General features: G+C 62.4%; 17 protein-coding genes. 10 read left to right on the top strand and 7 right to left on the bottom strand.

Annotated features, from left to right (window positions below):
• Positions 1–2: 2 nt before the first annotated feature.
• Positions 3–2,891 carry a bifunctional diguanylate cyclase/phosphodiesterase gene (locus tag IGX34_RS02070; RefSeq protein WP_192553996.1) on the bottom strand — a complete coding sequence of 963 codons (2,889 nt, stop codon included), beginning with the start codon at positions 2,889–2,891 and terminating at the stop codon, positions 3–5.
• A gap of 285 nt (positions 2,892–3,176) precedes the next feature.
• Between IGX34_RS02070 and IGX34_RS02065 the strand changes: the two genes are divergently transcribed.
• The 7 genes from IGX34_RS02065 to IGX34_RS02035 all read left to right on the top strand — a co-directional run bounded on the left by IGX34_RS02065 (position 3,177) and on the right by IGX34_RS02035 (position 10,086).
• A complete protein-coding gene (locus IGX34_RS02065; RefSeq protein ID WP_192553995.1) occupies positions 3,177–4,058 on the top strand; it encodes a hypothetical protein in 882 nt (293 codons plus the stop codon).
• Between the two features lie 210 nt (positions 4,059–4,268).
• Positions 4,269–5,348: a CDP-glucose 4,6-dehydratase gene (rfbG, locus tag IGX34_RS02060; RefSeq protein WP_192553994.1), complete on the top strand. Its 1,080-nt coding sequence runs from the start codon at positions 4,269–4,271 to the stop codon at positions 5,346–5,348.
• Positions 5,345–6,199: an NAD-dependent epimerase/dehydratase family protein gene (locus tag IGX34_RS02055; RefSeq protein WP_338015395.1), complete on the top strand. Its 855-nt coding sequence runs from the start codon at positions 5,345–5,347 to the stop codon at positions 6,197–6,199. Before rfbG ends, IGX34_RS02055 begins: the two co-directional genes overlap by 4 nt.
• Entirely contained in the window at positions 6,196–7,158 is a 963-nt protein-coding gene (locus IGX34_RS02050; protein ID WP_192553992.1) for a glycosyltransferase family 2 protein, read from the top strand. Before IGX34_RS02055 ends, IGX34_RS02050 begins: the two co-directional genes overlap by 4 nt.
• A gap of 14 nt (positions 7,159–7,172) precedes the next feature.
• Positions 7,173–7,961, top strand: a complete 789-nt coding sequence (rfbF, locus tag IGX34_RS02045; protein ID WP_192553991.1) for a glucose-1-phosphate cytidylyltransferase — start codon at positions 7,173–7,175, stop codon at positions 7,959–7,961.
• 166 nt (positions 7,962–8,127) lie between these two features.
• The gene (locus IGX34_RS02040) at positions 8,128–9,648 is read left to right on the top strand and encodes a hypothetical protein (RefSeq protein WP_192553990.1); all 1,521 of its coding nucleotides are present in this window, start codon (positions 8,128–8,130) and stop codon (positions 9,646–9,648) included.
• Between the two features lie 48 nt (positions 9,649–9,696).
• Positions 9,697–10,086, top strand: coding sequence for a GtrA family protein (locus IGX34_RS02035; protein ID WP_192553989.1), 390 nt, complete (start codon positions 9,697–9,699; stop codon positions 10,084–10,086).
• Positions 10,087–10,180: 94 nt separating this feature from the next.
• Here IGX34_RS02035 and IGX34_RS02030 read toward each other — a convergent pair whose 3' ends face one another.
• The 5 genes from IGX34_RS02030 to IGX34_RS02010 form a co-directional block, all read right to left on the bottom strand.
• On the bottom strand, positions 10,181–11,089 hold the full coding sequence (locus IGX34_RS02030) for a DUF4097 family beta strand repeat-containing protein (protein WP_192553988.1): 909 nt from the start codon (positions 11,087–11,089) through the stop codon (positions 10,181–10,183).
• A 21-nt stretch (positions 11,090–11,110) separates the two neighbouring features.
• Entirely contained in the window at positions 11,111–11,557 is a 447-nt protein-coding gene (locus IGX34_RS02025; RefSeq protein WP_192553987.1) for a hypothetical protein, read from the bottom strand.
• Positions 11,554–12,105: an RNA polymerase sigma factor gene (locus IGX34_RS02020; RefSeq protein WP_225737139.1), complete on the bottom strand. Its 552-nt coding sequence runs from the start codon at positions 12,103–12,105 to the stop codon at positions 11,554–11,556. Before IGX34_RS02020 ends, IGX34_RS02025 begins: the two co-directional genes overlap by 4 nt.
• A gap of 102 nt (positions 12,106–12,207) precedes the next feature.
• Positions 12,208–13,986: a phosphoenolpyruvate carboxykinase (GTP) gene (locus tag IGX34_RS02015; RefSeq protein WP_192553985.1), complete on the bottom strand. Its 1,779-nt coding sequence runs from the start codon at positions 13,984–13,986 to the stop codon at positions 12,208–12,210.
• 146 nt (positions 13,987–14,132) lie between these two features.
• Positions 14,133–14,711: a TetR/AcrR family transcriptional regulator gene (locus IGX34_RS02010; protein ID WP_192553984.1), complete on the bottom strand. Its 579-nt coding sequence runs from the start codon at positions 14,709–14,711 to the stop codon at positions 14,133–14,135.
• 94 nt (positions 14,712–14,805) lie between these two features.
• On the opposite strand from IGX34_RS02010, the gene IGX34_RS02005 reads away from it, so the two are divergent.
• The 3 genes from IGX34_RS02005 (at position 14,806) to IGX34_RS01995 (ending at position 18,721) form a co-directional block, all read left to right on the top strand.
• A complete protein-coding gene (locus IGX34_RS02005; RefSeq protein ID WP_192553983.1) occupies positions 14,806–15,711 on the top strand; it encodes an alpha/beta fold hydrolase in 906 nt (301 codons plus the stop codon).
• Position 15,712: 1 nt separating this feature from the next.
• Entirely contained in the window at positions 15,713–18,181 is a 2,469-nt protein-coding gene (locus tag IGX34_RS02000; protein WP_192553982.1) for an acyl-CoA dehydrogenase, read from the top strand.
• A gap of 66 nt (positions 18,182–18,247) precedes the next feature.
• Positions 18,248–18,721 carry a hotdog fold domain-containing protein gene (locus tag IGX34_RS01995; RefSeq protein ID WP_192553981.1) on the top strand — a complete coding sequence of 158 codons (474 nt, stop codon included), beginning with the start codon at positions 18,248–18,250 and terminating at the stop codon, positions 18,719–18,721.
• On the opposite strand, the gene IGX34_RS01990 is transcribed toward IGX34_RS01995, so the two are convergent.
• Positions 18,722–19,627: a CPBP family intramembrane glutamic endopeptidase gene (locus tag IGX34_RS01990; RefSeq protein WP_192553980.1), complete on the bottom strand. Its 906-nt coding sequence runs from the start codon at positions 19,625–19,627 to the stop codon at positions 18,722–18,724.
• Between the last annotated feature and the right edge of the window lie 41 nt (positions 19,628–19,668).

The raw sequence follows: 19,668 nt of genomic DNA, 5'->3' as shown, positions 1-19,668 counted from the left end.
GATCAGTTCACCGCGCTTACCCGGCCCAGCCACACTTCCGCGGCCTGCGCCCGGGCAAACAAAAAGCCTTGGCCGAAGCGGCAGCCGATGTTGCTCAAGGTCTTGCGCTGGGCTTCTTCTTCGATGCCTTCGGCGATCACCTGCATCTGCAGCGAATCGGCCAGCACCTGGATGGCGCGAACCACCGGCTGGCTGTGGCTGCCCGGATTGGCGAGCTCGGTGATGAAGCTGCGGTCGATCTTCAGCGTTTCGATCGGATACTGGTGCAGATAGCTGAGTGAGGAATAGCCGGTGCCGAAGTCGTCCAGCGCGATGCCTACGCCGTGCTGGCGCAGGTTGTCGAGAATGCGCTTCACCTGGGCCGGATTTTCCAGCAGCGTGCGCTCGGTCACTTCGATACGCAGCGAATGCGGATTGACACGATGCGCACGCAGCAGGCCGAGCAGGCGATCGTCCAGGTCGGGCTGGCGGAAGTGGCGGCCCGATACGTTCAGGCTGACAAAACCGTCCGGGCCGGCGAGTGCGCCGGCCTGCGACGCCACCTGTTCGAAAATCTGCCAGTCGATGTTTTCCGCGCTGCCGTTTTCTTCGGCCACGGCCAGAAAATCGCCGGGGCATAGCAGGCCGCGATCGGGATGGCGCCAGCGCAGCAAGGCTTCGTAGCCCACGGTGCGGCCATCGTCGAGGCATACGATCGGCTGGTAGAACGGCACGAATTCGTTGCGGCTGAGCGCACGGCGCAGATCGCCTTCCATTTCCAGCAGCGACAGCACTTCGCGGCGCAGGCGGTCATCGAATACGGCGGCGCGATGCCGGCCCTCGTCCTTGGCCCGGTACATGGCGGCGTCAGCGTCGCGCAGCAATTCTTCCGGCTGCTGGTAATGCGGGCCGGGCAGGGCGATGCCGATCGAGGCCGAGGTGAAGATTTCCTTGATGCCAAGCCGGAACGGCACGTGCAGTTCGGCAATGATGCGTTCGGCGACCACGCTGGCCTTGCTTGGCTCGCTGATGCCTTCCAGCAGCACTGCGAATTCGTCACCGCCCAGGCGCGCGACCAGATCACGTGTTTTCAGGCAGGCGCGGATGCGGCTGCCGGCCTGGAACAGCAGATCGTCGCCGATCAGATGGCCGACCGAATCGTTGATCACCTTGAAGCGATCCAGATCGATGAACAACACCGCGAACAAGCGGTGCGGATCGGCGTGATAGGCCTGCAGCGCCTGGCCGAGCCGCTGCAGCAGCAGTGTGCGGTTAGGCAGTCCGGTCAGGGAATCGTGCAGGGTTTCGTACATCAGCCGGCGTTCCACGCGTTCACGCTCGGCAATCTGTTCGCGCAGATCGCGGTTGGCCAGCGCCAGCGCACGCGTGCGCTCGGTGACGCGCCGCTCCAGATTCACATAGGCCTGCTTCAAGGATTCGCTGGTCTGCTTGCGCTGCAGCGCATTGGCGATGTGATAGCTCACGAAAGTGAGCAATTCCTGGTCGCGCGTATCATAGACATGCTTGGGCGAATAGCTCTGCACCGCCAGCACGCCCATCACCTTGTCATCCCATACCAGCGGCACGCCAAGCCAGCACACCGACTTGGCGCCGAGCTGCGCGCATTCGCCGCTGGCGGCCAGGCGCTCGAAAGTCTGGCGGTCGGCCAGCAGCGGCTTGCCGTGCTTGAGCACGTACTCGGTGGCGCCGTTGCGGATCTGGCGGGTTACCCGTGGGGGTTCGATCTCGTCGATCGAGTAGGGAAAAGTAATGTTCTCGGCGCTTTCATCCAGCAGCGCGATATAGAAATTACGCGCATACAGCAGTCCGCCCACTACGCGGTGTACAGCAGCGTAGAAGTTCTGCTGGCTTTCCGGCGCGCTGGCCAGTTCGGCGATGCGGAACAACGCCGATTGCAGGCGCTCGCCGCGTTGCCGCTGCAGCACTTGCTGGCGCAGCACGCGATTGGTGGCGCGCAGGGCAGCCGTGCGATCGGCCACGCGACGCTCCAGCTCCGCATGCGCTTCGCGGCGTTCCAGGGCGGTCTGCATATGCTGGGCGACATAGCTCAACAGGTCGCGATCGTGTCGGGTGTAGCGGGTGTCGGTGCGATAGGTCTGCACTGCAATGCCGCCGACGACCTGATTGCCGCGCATGAGCGGCACGCCCAGCCAGTGTTCGCAGGCCGGCCCGACCAGGGTGAAGCGTCCTTCCAGCTGTCGCGCCAGTTCTTCCACCGAACCCATGATGGGCTGCCCGGTCTGCAGCAGATTCCAGGTCAGGCTGTGGCGCATGTCCTGCAGCGGATAATTTTCCTCCGGCGCGGGCGGCTTCTGGTCGACGGTGTCCACGTAGTACGGGAAGCGCACGCTGTCCGTGGCCGCGTCGTAGAGAAAAATGTAGAAATTTTCCGCATACATCAGCATGCCGACGATGGCGTGCAGGGACTGCATCATCTCGGTCATGTTGTGCGCGGTGCCAGCCAGCTCCGCGATGGCATACAGGGCGCGCTGCAGCCGCTCGGCCATGGCCAGGCGAGAGATGGCCTCGTACAGGCGCCCGGTCTCGCTCAGCTGGCGCAGGCGGGTGCCGGCCAGCCGGCCCAGCCAGCTCAGTTCCGCGCCGACCGCCTCGTTGATGCCGGTCGGGTCGCCGAGGAAGGTCAGGGTCTGCTGGCTCTGCGGATCCTTGGCCAGGTTCAGGCGGCCGGGCAGGGGCTGGTCGGCCGCCTCTGCCGGCACCCAGCGCAGCTCGCCGCGGATACCCAGGTGGTCCAGGGCCAACTGGCAGGTCTCCAGCACGCTCCCGGGGTCCACCGCCCGGAACAGCCGCTCCATGGTGTCACGCAACCCCGCCGGGATGGCTCCGGGTGAAGTGGACGTGAAATTGGGGCTGTCAGGCACTGAACTCATGACCAGTGAGCGGGTCCATACGCTGTATCGGAGATGACTATATCGCTTGCTGGTCGTGTCATGTCGCCATCGTCCGGGCTTCAGGGAAGCGCTTGGGAGTGGTTGAAAGCCCTATGCATTCACCGTGCCAGCAAGTATGCGCCGAGTCGACGGTTTTGGCAGATTCTGCATAGAAAAAAGATCTTTCCGGGGTGTTAGTAAAAAGTAAAATGGGGTAAACTTGCCCCCGGGAGTCCGCCCCTCCATCGAGGGCCGGCTGGGTCTGCAATACCACTTGTCAATCTCATGCGCCGACTGTTGCTCACATTGCCGCTGCTCTGCGTGCCGCTTCTTGCGGCAGGGCAGACGCTGGACGGCGATCAGCAGGGCAACCCGGTGTGGCTGCAGCAATCCGCGCTTGCCAAGTCCGGGCAACTGCCGCAGGGCTCGCTGCTGGTGCAGTCGCAAAATGCATCGACGGCCGGCGCGCAGAACAACTCCAATCTGTCGTTCAACCCGCTTTCGGGCGGTACGGTCAGTTCCAGCGGGCTGCAGTACAGCGTCACGCCGAACGTTACCGCGCAGGCCGACGTAACCCAGCGCTCCTGGGTCAGCCAGCCGCGTATTGTCGGCAGTGAAGTCGGCGCCACCTACAACACCGGCCGCTACAGCCTGGGCTTGAGTGTGGCGCAGGACCAGATGCCCAATAGCGCGGTGGTCCTGCCGCGTGTATTGCCGGGCGCGGTAACCGGCGTAAACGGGCTGGCGGATTTCGATAGCAGCACGCAGGTCAATGCGCGTGGCCGTTTCGCGTTGAACAACAACAATGGCGTATTGCTCGGCGCAAGCATGGGCCGCATCCGCCTGATGCCGGGCAATCTGCTTGGACTCAATGCGCTGGATCAGAAAGCGCTGAGTTTCGGCGTCGAGCATGGCTCGGTCAGTGGCAGCATCATCGGCCGCACCATGCAGCCCGAGCAGGGCGTGGGGCTGCCGTCCAGCTTTACCACCGATCGTCGCTGGAACAGCATCGATCTGGGCGTCACCTGGCGCCTGCCGTGGCAGGGTTCGCTGAGCTTCGGTGCGCAGAACCTGTGGTCTTCCGGCAATAGCACCAATACGCCGGCCGGGCCGCCTGAGCCCGACCAGTCGCGCACGCCTTACGTTCAATATCATCAGGACCTCTGACGGCCCTGTGCCGCATAAGACACCCCGCGTCCCGCAGGGCTGACCTGGATTACAATTCCGCCTTCCCAGGCAGGTGCATTTGCTGAAAAGCGTGCCTTGGGAGCTGTTGCTTGCCATGATCGACGGCCGCCATCAGGTGGTCCGCAGTGGGCATGTTTCTTTTGCGGAATGAAGCTCAATGGTCATGCTTGAGCTGAAGAATTCATTGGAATGGACGAGATGGCTTCTTTTGAAAACCTGCTGGCAGGCAAAAAGGTTCTTGTTACAGGGCACACAGGTTTTACCGGAAGCTGGGCTTGCCTCTGGCTGCATTCGATCGGGGCGGACATTGCCGGCTACGCGTTGCCGCCGGAGACATCGCCCTCCATGTTCGAGGCGACCGGCCTGGCCAAAAATACCGCAACGACTTTAGGTGACGTGGCGGACTATGAGGCCGTGCGGCATGCCGTATCGGCTTTTGAGCCCGAACTGATCTTGCATCTTGCCGCGCAGCCTCTGGTGCGGCGTTCGTATCGCGAGCCCGCAAGAACTTTCATGGTCAATGCGCAGGGTACGGCGCATGTGCTGGAAGCGGCGCGTTCGGTGAAGAGCGTCAAGGGGGTGCTTTGCATCACCACAGACAAGGTTTATCAGAACAACGAGTGGCCCTGGCCGTATCGGGAGAATGATCCCCTGGGCGGCAAGGATCCCTATAGCGCATCGAAGGCTGCGGCCGAGATGGTTATACAAAGCTATGCCGTTTCCTATCCGTGGTCGGAAGGAAAGGGCCCTGCGATCGCGACCGCTCGTGGCGGCAACATCATCGGTGGCGGTGACTGGTCCGAAGATCGCCTGATTCCGGATTTTGTCCGTGCCGTGGTGGGTGGCGGCGAGCTGACCTTGCGCTATCCCGATGCCACGCGGCCGTGGCAGCACGTACTTGCCCTGGTGCACGGCTATTTGCTGATTCTCGCCGGATTGGCTTCGGACGACCCGGGCGCCGTCGCCAGAGCGTGGAATCTAGGGCCGCAGGATATCAAGCAATATTCCGTCCGCGACGTGCTCGAACTCATGAGCGGGTCCTGGAAACGTCCTGCACTCGAATACATGAACAATCCGCTGCCGGAAGCCCAGGCGCTTGCGCTAGACAGCTCCCTTGCACGCAATCGGCTGGGATGGCTGCCGGTGTGGGATACCGAACAGGCTGTGCGCGAAACGGCCGGATGGTATCGCGACTATTACGCAGATCCCGCTGCTGCACAGGCCATATCGCTTGCCCAGATCAATGCCTGGCGTGCGGGCAGCCAGTGAGCACCTACTATTTGATCGGGGGAGGCGGGCGACTGGGGCAGGCCATCGCAAGCCAGTATGCCAACCAGGAAATCATATCGTTGCAGCGTTCGGTCTACGCGGACTGGTCGGGAGCGAATGCGGTAGATCGGATTGCCCGTTACTTCAGTCCGCATGCCGCCGATGCTACGGTCTTTGTTGCGTCGGGTTTGCTGGATCCCCGTTTGGCGACGGATGAGTTGGTGAGCGTGAACTACCGCTTGCCTAGAAACGTGATAGACGGCGCGGCCCGGCTTGGCATCAAGGTAGTGACCTTCGGCACCATCATGGAAAGCCTGCTGGATGTAGGCAATGCCTATGTCGAGAGCAAGAAGCGGCTCCGCGAATACGTTGAAGAGGCGCTCAGTGCCGCATGGCCCGTATTGCATCTGCAAATTCATACGCTTTATGGCGGTGGGCAGCCCAGTCCGTTCATGTTCCTTGGGCAGATGCTGACTGCCATCCGCAACAATGAGCCGTTCCGGATGACCTCCGGGCGCCAGCTTCGCGAATATCACCATTTTGAAGACGAGGCGCGCGCCGTCCGCTTAATTGCCGGGATGCCCGAGATGGTCGGTGTGACAAACCTCAGTCACGGCAAGCCCGTAAGTTTGCGGGCGCTTGCTGAAGCAGTATTTGGGGCGCTCGAAAAAAATCATTTGCTTCGCGTAGGGGCGTTGCCGGAACCGAGCGAAGAAAATTACGGCAAAACCTTTGCGCCGACGATGATGCTGGATACGATTGAATTCCGTGATGCGATTCAGGGGGTTGTCGAATATATGTGCGCTTGCTGCACATCCGGGGCGGTGGCTGCCGGGAAGATCGGATCATGACCAACAAGAAGCCGCTCATTTCCATATCCATTCCCGTTTTGAACGAGGAAAGCAACCTCGATACGTTGTATGCGCGGCTTTGCGCTCTGGCTGAGCGCATGGCGGATCGTTGCGAGCTTGAGTTCGTCTTTACGGATAACCATTCCGAAGATCGTACCTGGGCGATCATTCGCGGGCTTGCTGCAAGCGATTCGCGGGTAAGGGCGATCCGCTTTTCGCGGAATTTTGGCTTCCAGAATTCGATCCTGGCCAACTATCTGCACACGCGTGGCGATGCTGTCATGCAGGTCGACGCGGATTTGCAGGATCCGCCGGAGCTGCTCGAACAGTTTTTCGAGCTCTGGCAGCAGGGTTACAAGGTTGTATACGGCATTCGTAGAAAACGGCCCGAAAGCGCATTGCTGAACATGTTCCGCAAATGCGGATACTGGTTTATCGACAAGATCAGCGAACACTCCATTCCTCGGGATGTTGGCGATTTTCGACTCGTCGACCGTGCAGTCATCAATGCGCTTGCACGCACTCGTTCGGCCACTCCTTATCTGCGGGGCATGATTGCCGGAATGGGGTTCGAGCAGACCGGCATCGTCTACGACAGAGATGCTCGCACGGGTGGCGAGAGCAAATTCAATGTAGTGCGGCTTCTGCGGCTTGGCCTGACCGCGGTGTTCAATCACTCTGCGGTGCCGCTGCGCCTGGCGACCTACGTAGGGGTGCTCATTCTTTTTCTGAGCGGTGCCGCCGCCATTTATTATGTGGGTTTACGGTTGATCGATCCCAATCTTCCCAGGGGCTTTACCAGCATTCAGCTCCTGCTGTTGTTCGGCATCGGATTGAATGCATTTCTGCTGGGAATAATCGGGGAATACATTCTGCGAATTTACCGCACCTTGCGAGCGGACCCCATCGCCATCGTCGAGCAGAGCCTCAATATTGAGCCTGGCGACCTCAAACTGTAGTAACAGGAATCGTCATGAAAGCAGTTATTCTCGCCGGCGGACTGGGTACGCGTATTGCAGAAGAATCGGATGCCCGGCCCAAGCCGATGGTTGAAGTGGGCGGCCGGCCATTGCTGTGGCACATCATGAAGATGTATGCGGCGCACGGCATCAACGATTTCGTGATCTGCCTCGGCTACAAGGGCTATGTGATCAAGGAGTTCTTCTTCAACTACTACCGCCATATGTCCGATATGCGCATCGATCTGCGCACCGGTTCACATGAGACGTTGAACAGTCAATCGGAAGATTGGCGGATTACGCTGGTCGACACCGGTGCCGACACGATGACTGGCGGAAGGCTGAAGCGTGTAGCGCCTTATCTCGGCAACGAAACATTTTGCATGACCTATGGCGACGGCTTGTCCGATGTCGATCTGGGCGCCGAAATCGCCTTTCATCGCAAGCACGGGAAGCTTGCCACCGTGTGCGCCGTGCAGCCTCCGGGGCGGTTTGGCGTACTCAGTATCAATGAAAGCAAGCTGGTCTCGAGTTTCGAGGAAAAGCCCCAGGACGAAATCGGCTGGATCAATGGCGGGTTTTTCGTGCTTGAAGCTGCTGCCATCGACTATGTGGCAGGTGATGCCATGTCATGGGAGCGCGAGCCGCTTTCCAATCTGGCGAAAGACGGGCAGCTTGCCGCCTATCAGCACGCTGGCTTTTGGCGCCCTTGCGATACGCTCCGCGACAAGCGGGAATTGCAGGCGCTTTGGGAAAGCGGTGACGCGCCGTGGCTGAAAAGCGTTGACAGGATAAAAGTCTGAGCTTGGTAAGGCGGCGTAGCTGCCGATGCATGATCTCCAGTCTGTGCTGTTTCGCCCGCCGGCATTCAAGGTCGCGGAATTGAAGCTGGGGAGTTGCTGGGGCGCCTCGATTATTCAAGTCGTTCCACTGAATTGGGTCGAGTTAAAAATCGTTGGGGAAATATAAGTGGCAGAGGAAAACAAGATGACGGCGTCACCGGACGAGGTTCGTAGTCAGCTGCGGCTGGAGCTGCTGACATTGTGCGTGCTCATGGTGATCGCTTTTGCTTGTGTAGGTCCTTTGCTTGAAGAGTGGGGGTTGCTACTCGCTTTTCACGATTATGGCCTCGGATATATTGCAACGGGCTTTTTCCACACGATGCGCCCACTGCACCTCATTGCGTACGCAACGCAATGGGTGCTGGGTGCCGGGCATCATCCGAGGCTTGGCGTAGCGGCTGCAACGGCGGTGTTTTTGCTATTGCGCTACTTTGCGGCTCGTTGGGCGGTGAGTCCGCTATTGACCGGGCATGGCCGCTGGGTAATTTCGACGATGGCCGCAGTACTTGTGCCATGGGATGGTGCATGGCTTGGGCGTTACGCGCCTTCGCAATTGTCGGCGGTCTTTTTCTTTCTGGCCTTTGGTTGCGTTATTCGGTTGTACCCACGCTGGTCGGTAAGGTGGGGCGCCATGTGCGCCTTATGCGTATTGCTCCTGCTGGCTACGTATCAGGGCTTGTTCCTGTGCATTGCGGTTGCGCCATTTGCCATTCTCTCGCTGCGCGGCGAGGGCGTCGACGGTCGGGCCGAAACATTCGCTACTACGATCAATTCCATGGTCCGGATGTATGCGGCCATTGCGTTGGGAGGTGTGGTCTACGGGCTCTACTGGCTGGTGATTTCCCACGTATTGGGCGCGGATCTGTACGAGGAAAATATCGCTAGCGGCTCGGGCAGTCTGTTCACGCTTCCTGCGGTCATTGCGCATGTCAAGGCGGTTGTCGTGACCAGCTACGTCAAGCAGCCCACAGTATTGCCGTTGTTGTTTGCCGCCATCGGTATGCTGTGTTGGCCGGGGATGGAAAAACTCGAGCAACGTTCGCTTCAATGGCGCGTGATGCTGCTGGCGCTTCTCTGCCTGGTATTGATGCCGTTGCTCGGTCTGGTCTATGTAGATGCGTTGCATTTGAACGATCCTCAGCGCATTACGTTCCCACTTTCGGCGGGCGCAGTTTTGCTTGCCTTTGCGCTGCTCAACTTCTTTTCGCGGCGCCGTATGCAGGCGGTCAACGCCGTGAACGGTTCAATGGTTGTCTTGATTTTGTTGATTAATTGCGGCTTCCTGGGTAACGCGGTACGGCAAGATGCCGTATTGCAGCGAAATGTGATAACTCAGGCATTAAATGTGGTGAAAGCACACAAGTCGCGAACGCTGGTCATTGAAGACATGACCGGGCAGCTGGGTGACGTCTACACGCTTTACCAGCACACTTTGAGTCAGGCCTTGGGGGCGTCGGGAACCGAGGGGGTAGAGGCCACGATCTGTACGCCGCTTTCTGTAGACAGGATCGATCCGGTCGCTCGACGTTTCCCGATTTCGTCCACGCCGCGATGCGAGGATCTGCCTGAGCTCAAGTCCGGGCCGAAGGCAGGAGTGCTTGTCACGCGCTGGAATGATGGGGCGCTGGAGGTGGTGGCAGCGGGATAGGCCGGCCAGTTCCGGAATATCCCGGCAGTCCGCCGGAATATCATGACCATGCAGCAGATCTACCTGAAGTTTCTTAAATACCTGGCGACCGGATTGTTGAACACGGCGGTCGGCCTGACGCTGATTTATTCGTGTATGGCGATCGGGCTGAGCGATGTCGCGTCCAATGCGGTTGGCTATGCCGTGGGAATCTGCGTAAGTTTCTTCGTCAACAATAAATGGACCTTCGAACAGGACCGCCCCACGGTGGCTAAATTCGTGCGCTTCGTGCTCGTCGCGGGTGGCGCATATGCGGTCAATCTCTGGGTAATGTTGACGGCCCGTGATGTATTGCACATTGACCACAGGCTGGCGCAGTTGTTTGGTGTGGCCGCCTATACGGGCGTCAGTTTCATTGGGGCGTGTATTTTCGTATTTCGCCCGAAACCTGCGCAGTAATACCCCGAAGAGGTGCGGCGCAAGCTGGAGCGAAGTCACAGCATGCGCCGTGGAATTCGATGGCTATGCTGGCGCATAGCCATTGCGATTTCGCTCAATCGCTGCCTTTTCGAATTCTCAAGTCCCCGCTGAAGGTCTCGACGCTGATCTTGCCGTTGCCGCCACCGGCGACGGTATCGAGCGTGCTGCCCGGTCCATGTTCGGGGCGCGTGGGCGTACCGAAGTCGCTGCGCAGATCGCCGCTGAAGGTGGTCGCATGCAGATTGCTGGACAGCGAGGCCGGGAATTGCAGCTGCAGGTCGCCGCTCATGCTGTCGATGCTGATGTTGCCGTTCGGGGCCAGGCCGCCGGTCAATTGCACATCGCCGGATACGGTGCTCAGGCCGAGGTGATCCCACGGGCCGCCGCTGGCCTGGATATGGCCGGATACGGTTTGCAGGTCTACCGACTGTCCCAGCGAAGGGGCCAGGATGTCGCCGCTTACCGTCTGCAGCTTGGCCTGCCTGGCATGGCCGGAGAAAGCGACGTTGCCGCTCACCGTTACCACGTCGAGCATCGGCGTCTGTGCATTGATGCGCACGCGGCCGCTGACTGAATTGACCGCGATGTCGCCGCCGTCGATGCCGTCGATGCTCAATGGTGCGCTCACCACGTTTACCTTCACCGATGCGCCGCGCGGCACGTTGATATCCAGCGTGGACGAAGACATCGCCTTGTCGCCGCCCCAGTTAAGCCAGCCGTCGTGGCCTTGCGCCTGCACCTTGATCACCAGATTGTTTTCGCTGCCCTCAATGGTCAGTGGTTCGGCACCGTTGCCGAGCTGGCCGCTGACATGCACCTCGTTGCGATTCCAGGCGGTGATGGAGACCTCGCCTTTGACGTTGGTGATGTCGATGTGTGCGGTGGGTGCCGCCGGATGACTGAGATCGAGCGGGGTGTCGGCAAGTGCCTGTCCTCCCCAGCACAGGCAGTACAACAGCGGCAGATAGCGGGCGTTTTTCATAGTTATGGTGTCCTGGGTGCTTCAGCCGGCATGTTTTTCAAGTTCGCGCAGCATGGTCTGCTGGGCATCGGTCCGCTGCAGCAAGCGTTGCAGCGCGGGCGAATCGGGAGCTTGCTGGATGGCCTGTTGCAATTCCATGCGCGCTGCATCCAATTCGACGGCGGCGCCGGCCAGGCGCGGGTCGTTGGGTTTCCAGGGCGGCGTATTGGCAGCGATGGAAGGCGTGGCGGCAGGCTGGATCGACTGCGCGTGCCACACGATGCCGCAGGCCAGTGCGAAGGTGGCGGCGAGGCTGGCGGCTACCGCCCAGACCCGGCCATGCCGTGCACGCCGGATGGGAATCACTACCGCTTCTTCAGCCGGTACCTGCGCGTCGAGCGCGGCATCGATGCGCGCCCACAAGTCGTTGCGCGGGGCGGCCGGCTGATTCAAGTCGCGCATCTGGCGCAGCCATTCGAATTCGTTCATCGCACTTCTCCCAACGCTTTGCGCAACAAGCCACGTGCACGATGCAGTTGCGCCTTGGACGACCCTACTGCCATTTCCAGTTCGCCGGCGATTTCCTCATGGCGCCAGCCTTCCACGTCGTGCAATACCAGCACTGCGCGAGCCCGTGGCGGCAGCTTGCCGATTGCGCGTTCCAGTTCGTCGCGTTCGGCGGCACAGAACGGGGTTTCGCCAGGCTCGGGGATGCTTTCTTCGTCGACATAGCCGACCGGATCGGCGCCCCGCGCCCGTATGTCCATCAGTGCCACATTCACCGCCAATCGGTAAAGCCAGGTGCCGAAGGCGCTCTGCTCACGGAAGCTGTCCAGCTTCTGCCAGGCGCGCACGAAGGCATCCTGCGTAAGATCTTCGGCACGCGCATGATCGTAGCCGGACAGTCGCAGCATGGCGCCATGAATACGCCCCACGTGCTGGCGGTACAGGCGCTGGAAGGCCTTACGGTCGCCCGCTGCGGCAGCGCGCACGTCATCCTTATCGTCGTTGGGTCCCGCAGCGAGCGCAGGTGGCATGGCGCTTCCGTTGGCGATGCAAGCAGCAATCATCTTGCCAGCTTGGATGCGGCCAGGGGCCGGAGGGTTTAGAGCGCCGCGGGCCTGGCCCGCGGCGCTGCCTTAGGCGTTGGCCGCTTTGCGCGGCGAGGCCGGTGTTTCGAGCGCCTGGGCGACGCGTTGTTGCTCCTGCCGCAGGCGGGCGGGCAGGCGCGGGGCGAAGCTGTCGAGGTATTCGCCGATGGCGTGCAGTTCGGTCTGCCAGCCGGCGGTATCGACCTCAAGCAGCTCAGCCAGCGTTTCGCGCGGCAGGTTCAGTCCGTCGAGCTTGAGTTCGCCCTGCGCGGGCAGGGTGCCGATCGGTGTCTGCACGCCGGCCGCGTTGCCCTCCACGCGCTGGATCATCCATTCCAGCACACGCAGGTTCTCGCCGAAGCCCGGCCACATGAACTTGCCGTCCTTGCCCTTGCGGAACCAGTTCACGTGGAAGATCTTCGGCAGCTTGGCCCCGGGTTGGTCGAGCGACAGCCAATGCGTGAAGTAATCGCCGTAGTGGTAGCCGCAGAACGGCTTCATGGCCATCGAATCGCGCCGCAGCACACCCACGGCGCCGGTGGCGGCCGCAGTGGTTTCCGAGCCCATCGCCGCACCCATCAGCACGCCATGGGTCCAGTCGCGAGCCTCCATCACCAGCGGCAGCAGCGAAGGGCGGCGACCGCCGAACACAATTGCGCTGATCGGCACTCCCTGCGCGTCTTCGGCCTTTGGCGACCAGGTTGGGCATTGTCTGGCGCTGACGGTAAAACGTGAGTTCGGATGGGCGGCCGGGCCATTGGCCGGATCGTAGGGACGCCCCTGCCAATCGGTAACCGGCGTGCCGGGCAGACCTTCCCACCACGGCTGGTTGTCGGCGGTGACTGCCACGTTGGTGAAGATGGTGTCGCGCGCGATGCTGGCCAGCGCATTCGGATTGCTGCTGTCGCTGGTGCCCGGCGCTACGCCGAAGAAGCCGGCTTCCGGGTTGATGGCGTATAGACGTCCATCCGCACCGGGGCGCATCCAGCAGATATCGTCGCCCACTGTCCACACCCGCCAGCCTTCCTTGCGATAGCCCTCTGGCGGAATCAGCATCGCCAGGTTGGTCTTGCCGCAGGCCGATGGGAACGCCGCGGCGATGTAGTGGGTCTGGCCCTGCGGATTCTCGATACCGACGATCAGCATGTGCTCGGCCAGCCAGCCTTCGCTGCGCGCCTGGTGGCTGGCGATGCGCAAGGCATGGCATTTCTTGCCCAGCAGGGCGTTGCCGCCGTAGCCGGAGCCGTAGGAGCGGATGCTCAGCTCTTCCGGGAAATGCATGATGAAACGGCGCTCCGGGTCCAGCTCGCCAGTGGAGTGCAGTCCCTTCACGAAGCGGCCTTCGCGCTCGATGCGAGCCAGCGCCGCGGCACCCATGCGGGTCATGGTGCGCATGTTCGCCACCACGTAGGGGCTGTCGGTGATTTCGACGCCGCAGCGCGACAGCGGCGAATCGATCGGCCCCATGCAGTAAGGAATCACATACATGGTGCGGCCTTCCATGCAGCCGTCGAACAGCGCATCCATTTTGGCGTGCGCCTCGGCCGGGGCCATCCAATGGTTGTTCGGGCCTGCGTCGGCTTCGTCCCTGGTGCAGACGAAGGTCAGGTGCTCCACGCGCGCCACGTCGGATGGGCTGGAGCGGTGCAGGTAGCAGCCCGGATGGGTCTGCTGGTTGAGTTCGATCAGATCTCCGCTCTGCAGCATCTGCTGCACCAGCGCCCGATATTCGGTATCGGAACCGTCACACCAATGGATCGTCGCGGGGCGGGTCATAGCCGCCACGTCATGGACCCATTGCTCGAGCGAATCCAGCTTGCTCGCCATGTTTCCCTCGCCTTGGTCTACCCACAAAAAGGAGTAGTGACGCTAAGTTACGGAAACTGGCATTGCAAGGTGGCATGCAGCAAACGGCATGCGGCTGGGGCTTGCGGGGGGATCTGGCCGGGCGCCGCCTGGGCGCCCTGGCGGCCTCAGGCGGGGATCAGAGTGGCGATCATGTGTTCGACGTAGGCGTCGAACTCTTCATGCGACAAGCGTGGCAGGCCGAGCGTGAAATTCAGCTGCAGAAAGCCGACATAGGCGGCATAGGTAAGGCGGGCGCGGTTCAGCGCCTCCTCGGCTTCCAGGCCGGCCTCGGAGTAGGCCGTGTGCAGGAATTCCGTGCGCCGCTTGGAGACGCGCGCCATCACCGGGACCACCAGCGGGTGGTCCAGCGCCTTCAGCAGTGCCGCGTAAACGCGGTGCGGGTGGAGTTCGTGCGCCACCCGACGGAACAGTTCCGGCAGTCGTTCGCGCGGATCGGGAATGGCCTCGATCTGGCTGATGATTTCGCGCTCGCCATACTGTTCCCAGCGCTCCAGCGCCGCCTGCAACAGGGCCTCGCGGGTGCGGAAGTGCCAGTAAAAGCTGCCTTTGGTGACGCCAAGCTGACGGGCAAGAGCCTCGACGGCCAGGGCGCCGACACCTTGCTCAGCAATCAGGTTGAGGGCGGCATCTTCCCAGTCTTCGGCGGAAAGGCGCGTGCGTTCAGGTTTTTGGCGGACATTCATTTCCGTATGGTAGCCCAGACCGGGATTGAGCTGTGGCGGCCCCCGGCCCCGGGCCGGTTGACGCCGTCCCAGGACGCAATCCATACTCGCCCGTATGGAATCGCCGCCGCCCGTACGAGCCGACTACACCGCCGCCGATGGTTTAACGCTGGCGGTAGACCTGCGCCACGCCTCCGGCGCCCCGACCCTGCTGTTTGCGCACGGTTTCGGCCAGACGCGCGGAGCCTGGAACACCGCGGCAGCGACCATGGTGGCGCAGGGCTGCCGCTGCGTCAGTTTCGACAGCCGTGGCCATGGCGAAAGCGGCCGCGTGCCGGGCGGCGAATATCACATGCAGCAGTTCGTCGATGATCTGCTCGGCATGGCGCAGGCGCAGCCTGAGCCGCCAATTCTGATCGGCGCTTCGATGGGTGGCCTGCTCGGTCTGGTCGCGGCGGGTGAAATCCGCCCCACGCCGTTCCGTGCGCTGGTGCTCGTGGATATCACCCCGCGCTGGGAAACCTCCGGCGTGGAGCGCATTCTTGCTTTCATGCAAGCGCATCCGGACGGTTTCGCCAGCTATGCCGAAGCGGCCGAGCAGATTGCCGCGTACCTGCCGCAACGGCGCGAGCGCAAGAGCGAGCAGCAACTGCGCCCGCTCCTGCGCGAGGGTGCGGATGGGCGGCTGCGCTGGCACTGGGATCCGGCCTTGCTCGCCGGCAGCCTGATCGGCGAGAGCGAGCGCTACCAGCCGCGCCTGCTGCAGGCCGCGGCCAAGGTGGAGGTGCCGGTGCTGCTGCTCTCAGGCGAACGCAGCGATGTGGTGTCGCATCGTACGGTCGACGAATTCCTGGCCCTGGTGCCGCATGCACGGCACGCCGTAGTACCCGGTGCCACCCATATGCTGGCCGGCGATGCGAACGACGCATTCACGGCCCAGATTGCAGGCTTTCTCCAAAGCCTGAGTTCAGCCGATGCCGTTGCCGGCGCGGCGATCAAGCAACCCGCAACGAGGTGTTGAGATGTCCGTACTACTGACTGTGTTGGCGGCGCTGATTGCGACCGGCGCCTGCGCTTACCACCGCAGCAGCCTGCGCACGTGGGCGATCGTGACGATCGCCGTCACGCTGGTGGTCGGCCTGCTGCTAGGGGCGCCGATCACCACGGTGATCCTGCTGATCCTCGAATTGCTGGTCGCGGTGCCGTTGCTGATGGTCGATTTCCGGCGCAAGCAGATCACCGCGCCGCTGCTGAAGATGTTCGCCAAGGTCACGCCGAAGCTGTCCGATACCGAGCAGACGGCGCTGGAAGCCGGCACGGTGGGTTTCGAAGGCGAGCTGTTCTCCGGCAAGCCGGACTGGCATGAGCTGATCAAGCAGCCCAAGCCCGAACTGAGCGTGGAAGAAAAGGCCTTCCTGGACGGCCCGGTGGAACAGCTGTGCGGCATGCTCGACGACTGGCAGATCACGCACGAACTGGCCGACCTGCCGCCGGAAGTGTGGGACTTCGTCAAGAAGCACAAATTCTTCGGCATGATCATTCCCAAGCAGTACGGCGGCCTGGGTTTCTCGGCGCTGGCGCATTCGGCGGTGTTGCAGAAGCTGGCGACCATGTCGGCGACGGTAGCTTCCACCGTGGCGGTGCCCAACTCGCTCGGTCCGGCCGAGCTGCTGCTGCATTACGGCAGCGACGAGCAGAAAAACTTCTACCTGCCGCGCCTGGCCGTCGGCGAGGAGATTCCATGCTTCGCGCTGACCGGTCCGTATGCGGGGTCCGATGCCACGTCGATTCCCGACTACGGCGTGGTGTGCAAGCAGGTGGTCGATGGGGTGGAAACCATCGGCATGAAGCTCAACTTCGACAAGCGCTACATCACGCTGGCGCCGATTGCGACGGTGGTGGGCCTGGCCTTCCGTCTGTACGACCCGGAACATCTGCTGGGCGACAAGGAAGATCTGGGCATCACGCTGGCGCTGCTGCCGCGTAGCACGCCTGGCCTGGAAATCGGCCGTCGCCACTTCCCGTTGAATATTCCGTTCCAGAACGGCCCGGTGCGCGGCAAGGATATTTTTGCGCCGCTGTCCACGCTGATCGGCGGCCCGCATATGGCCGGCCACGGCTGGCGCATGCTGGTGGAATGCCTGTCGGTGGGACGCGCGATTTCGCTGCCGTCCAATGCCACCGGCGGTGTGCGCATGGCGGTGGCGGCAACCGGCGCCTATGCACGCATGCGCAAGCAGTTCGGCCTGGCGGTGGCGCGTTTCGAAGGTGTCGAGGAAGCGTTGGCCCGCATCGGCGGTCTCACTTACGCCACCGCAGCCCTGTCGCGCGCCACGGCGGCGGCAGTGGATCGCGGCGAGAAGCCGGCCGTGCCGTCGGCGATCGCCAAGTACCACGCCACCGAATGGGGCCGCACCATCGCCGGCGATGCGCTGGATGTGCATGGCGGCAAGGGCGTGCAGTTGGGCCCGAAGAACTACGCGGGCCGCGCCTGGCAGGGCGTGCCGATCGCCATCACGGTGGAAGGCGCGAACATCATGACGCGTAGCTTGATGATCTTCGGCCAGGGGGCGATCCGCTGCCATCCATACGTACTGAAGGAAATGCAGGCGCTGAGCATTCCCGATTACAAAGAGCGCCTGAAAACCTTCGATCGCGCGCTATTCGGCCATATCGGCTTTGGCATTTCCAACGCCGTGCGCAGCTTCGTGCTCGGCGTCACCGGGGCGACCATCGGCGATGCCGCGGGCGATGCGTATACGCGCCGCTACTACCGCAAGCTCAATCGCTATTCGGCCGCGTTGGCGCTGTGCGCCGATACTTTCATGGGTGTGCTCGGCGGCAAGCTGAAGTTCAAGGAAAAACTCTCCGCTCGCCTGGGCGACGTGCTGAGCTATCTGTATATCGCCAGTGCGATGCTCAAACGCTACGAAGACACCGGCCGTCCGGAAGCGGATCGCCCGCTGCTGGCCTGGGCCTTCCACGAATGCATGTGGCGTACGCAGATGGCGCTGGATGGCGCCATCCGCAACTTCCCGGTGCGCCCGGTCGCGTGGCTGCTGTATGTGCTGGTGTTCCCGTTCGGCCGCCGCGAAGTGCCGCCGTCCGATCGCCTGGGGCGTCGCGTTGCAGCCATCATTACCGCGCCGGGCGAAGCGCGCGATCGCCTGCTGGAGTGGACCTATCTCACGCCGACGCAGAACAACACCGTGGGCCGCATGAACAAGCTGCTGCCGGACGTGATCGCCGCCGAGCCGGTCGAGCGCAAGTTCGGCAAGGCGCAGAAGGCGGGCCAGTTCACCTCGCACGACTACCTCGGCCAGCTGGACGAGGCGGTGAAGGCCGGCGTGATCGATCCGAGCGAAGCGGCCCTGCTCAAGCGCGTGCGCGAAGGCGTGTTCGAGTTTATTTCGGTGGACGATTTCGATCCGGAAGAACTGCGTTCGGCGGTGACCCGCAAGGATCCGAAGAAGTTGGCCGACGCGGCCTAAGTCCGCATACAAGCGATTGACGAGGAAGACGGCGACTTCGGTCGCCGTCTTCGCAAGGAGGGGCTGATGAGTGCGTCGTTATTGTCCTTGTATCAGCGCATCACGCGCTGGCCGGCGGGGCATTGGCTGTTTTCGCGCGCCGTGTGTTTGCGTGCGCCTTACTTCGCCACCATTGCGCCGCGTTTCGTCGTATTGGCGCCGGGTCGCTGCGAAGTGCGCATGCGCGATCGCCGTCGCGTGCATAACCACCTCGGCACGGTGCATGCGATCGCTCTATGCAATCTGGCCGAGCTCAGTGCCGGTACGATGGCGGAGGCGAGCATGCCGCCGGGCATGCGCTGGATTCCGAAGGGCATGTCGGTCGATTATCTCGCCAAGGCCATCGGCAGCATGCATGCCCTTGCTACGCCGGACGCAGCGGCGGTGGAATCCGCCGCCGGCTATGAGTGGCCGGTAACGGTGCGTGTCAGCGATGCCGCCGGACAGGAAGTATTTCGTGCGCGCATCACCATGTGGCTGTCGCCGCGCACGCGACACTGATCAGGCGTTCTTCCTGCGCCAGCTGGGCGCCACGATGCTGCGGCGGCGCAACGCAATCAGCAGCAAGGCCGCGGACACCAGGCTGCAGGTTGCCAGCGCCACCACCGACGCCTCGGCGCCGAAGCCACCGCCGCTGAGCCAGTCCGGGCCGCTGCGGCTGGAAACCAGCAGGCCGTCGCTATGCGTGCCGGAGACCGGGATGCCATAGATGGTGCCCTGGGCGATATTCCACGCCGCATGCAGCCCCACGCAGGCCCATAGCGAGCGGGTGACGTGGAACACCAGGGCGAGCAGGATGCCGGCTTCGATCGCGATCGCCAGCGAGCTCCACAGCGTGGCGCCGGGATTGAAGATATGCGCGGCGCCGAAAAACAGCGCCGAAATGATCAGCGCCCACCAGGTGCCCATGCCCTCTTCGACGGCACGGAACAGTACGCCGCGCGTCACGATCTCTTCGGCGATGCCGGCGGCCACGCCGTCGACCAGGATCTCCGGCAGCCAGTCCACTTGGGTGTTGATCCCCAGCACGTGATAGCTGCCGAACAGCCACAGCAGTCCCACTACGGTGCTGAACAGCACGAAGCCGCCCAGGAAGGCGGGGATGCCGGCGCTGACGACGCTGCGCGCGGAAAACTCCTGCATGCGGCGCCGTTCGATCAGTTTCACCAGAACCAGATAACCGACCACGCTGGGCACCAGTTCCAGCAACAGATGCGCCAGCGCGCGCAGGGTCGGGGCGGCGCTCTTGTCCGTCCAGCCGGTCATCGGCAACAGCGCATGCATCAGATAACCGATGCCGAGCAGCAGGGCGGCAAAGATCACGATGCGCGCCAGCGTCGAAAACACCAGCCAGCGCTGCCAGGCTGGTGCATTGGATGGCGTGGTGAAAGCGATGCTCTGGCTCATGCGGACTCCCCTGGTCGGCTCACCAGCAGGCTAGGGCGGCG

The organism is Dyella acidiphila, from assembly GCF_014863405.1.
GTDB lineage: Bacteria > Pseudomonadota > Gammaproteobacteria > Xanthomonadales > Rhodanobacteraceae > Dyella_B > Dyella_B acidiphila.
The sequence above is the reverse complement of the archived record's forward strand: the minus strand, read 5'-3'. Positions and strand labels throughout refer to the sequence as shown.

Coding starts and splice junctions, on each gene's coding strand:
- IGX34_RS01990 (WP_192553980.1), bottom strand. CDS start 19,627: ATGAGCCAGAGCATCGCTTTCACCACGCCATCCAATGCACCAGCCTGG.
- IGX34_RS02050 (WP_192553992.1), top strand. CDS start 6,196: ATGACCAACAAGAAGCCGCTCATTTCCATATCCATTCCCGTTTTGAAC.
- IGX34_RS02030 (WP_192553988.1), bottom strand. CDS start 11,089: ATGAAAAACGCCCGCTATCTGCCGCTGTTGTACTGCCTGTGCTGGGGA.
- rfbF (WP_192553991.1), top strand. CDS start 7,173: ATGAAAGCAGTTATTCTCGCCGGCGGACTGGGTACGCGTATTGCAGAA.
- IGX34_RS02015 (WP_192553985.1), bottom strand. CDS start 13,986: ATGGCGAGCAAGCTGGATTCGCTCGAGCAATGGGTCCATGACGTGGCG.
- IGX34_RS02070 (WP_192553996.1), bottom strand. CDS start 2,891: ATGAGTTCAGTGCCTGACAGCCCCAATTTCACGTCCACTTCACCCGGA.
- IGX34_RS02035 (WP_192553989.1), top strand. CDS start 9,697: ATGCAGCAGATCTACCTGAAGTTTCTTAAATACCTGGCGACCGGATTG.
- IGX34_RS01995 (WP_192553981.1), top strand. CDS start 18,248: ATGAGTGCGTCGTTATTGTCCTTGTATCAGCGCATCACGCGCTGGCCG.
- IGX34_RS02065 (WP_192553995.1), top strand. CDS start 3,177: ATGCGCCGACTGTTGCTCACATTGCCGCTGCTCTGCGTGCCGCTTCTT.
- IGX34_RS02025 (WP_192553987.1), bottom strand. CDS start 11,557: ATGAACGAATTCGAATGGCTGCGCCAGATGCGCGACTTGAATCAGCCG.
- IGX34_RS02010 (WP_192553984.1), bottom strand. CDS start 14,711: ATGAATGTCCGCCAAAAACCTGAACGCACGCGCCTTTCCGCCGAAGAC.
- IGX34_RS02005 (WP_192553983.1), top strand. CDS start 14,806: ATGGAATCGCCGCCGCCCGTACGAGCCGACTACACCGCCGCCGATGGT.
- IGX34_RS02020 (WP_225737139.1), bottom strand. CDS start 12,105: ATGCCACCTGCGCTCGCTGCGGGACCCAACGACGATAAGGATGACGTG.
- IGX34_RS02000 (WP_192553982.1), top strand. CDS start 15,713: ATGTCCGTACTACTGACTGTGTTGGCGGCGCTGATTGCGACCGGCGCC.
- rfbG (WP_192553994.1), top strand. CDS start 4,269: ATGGACGAGATGGCTTCTTTTGAAAACCTGCTGGCAGGCAAAAAGGTT.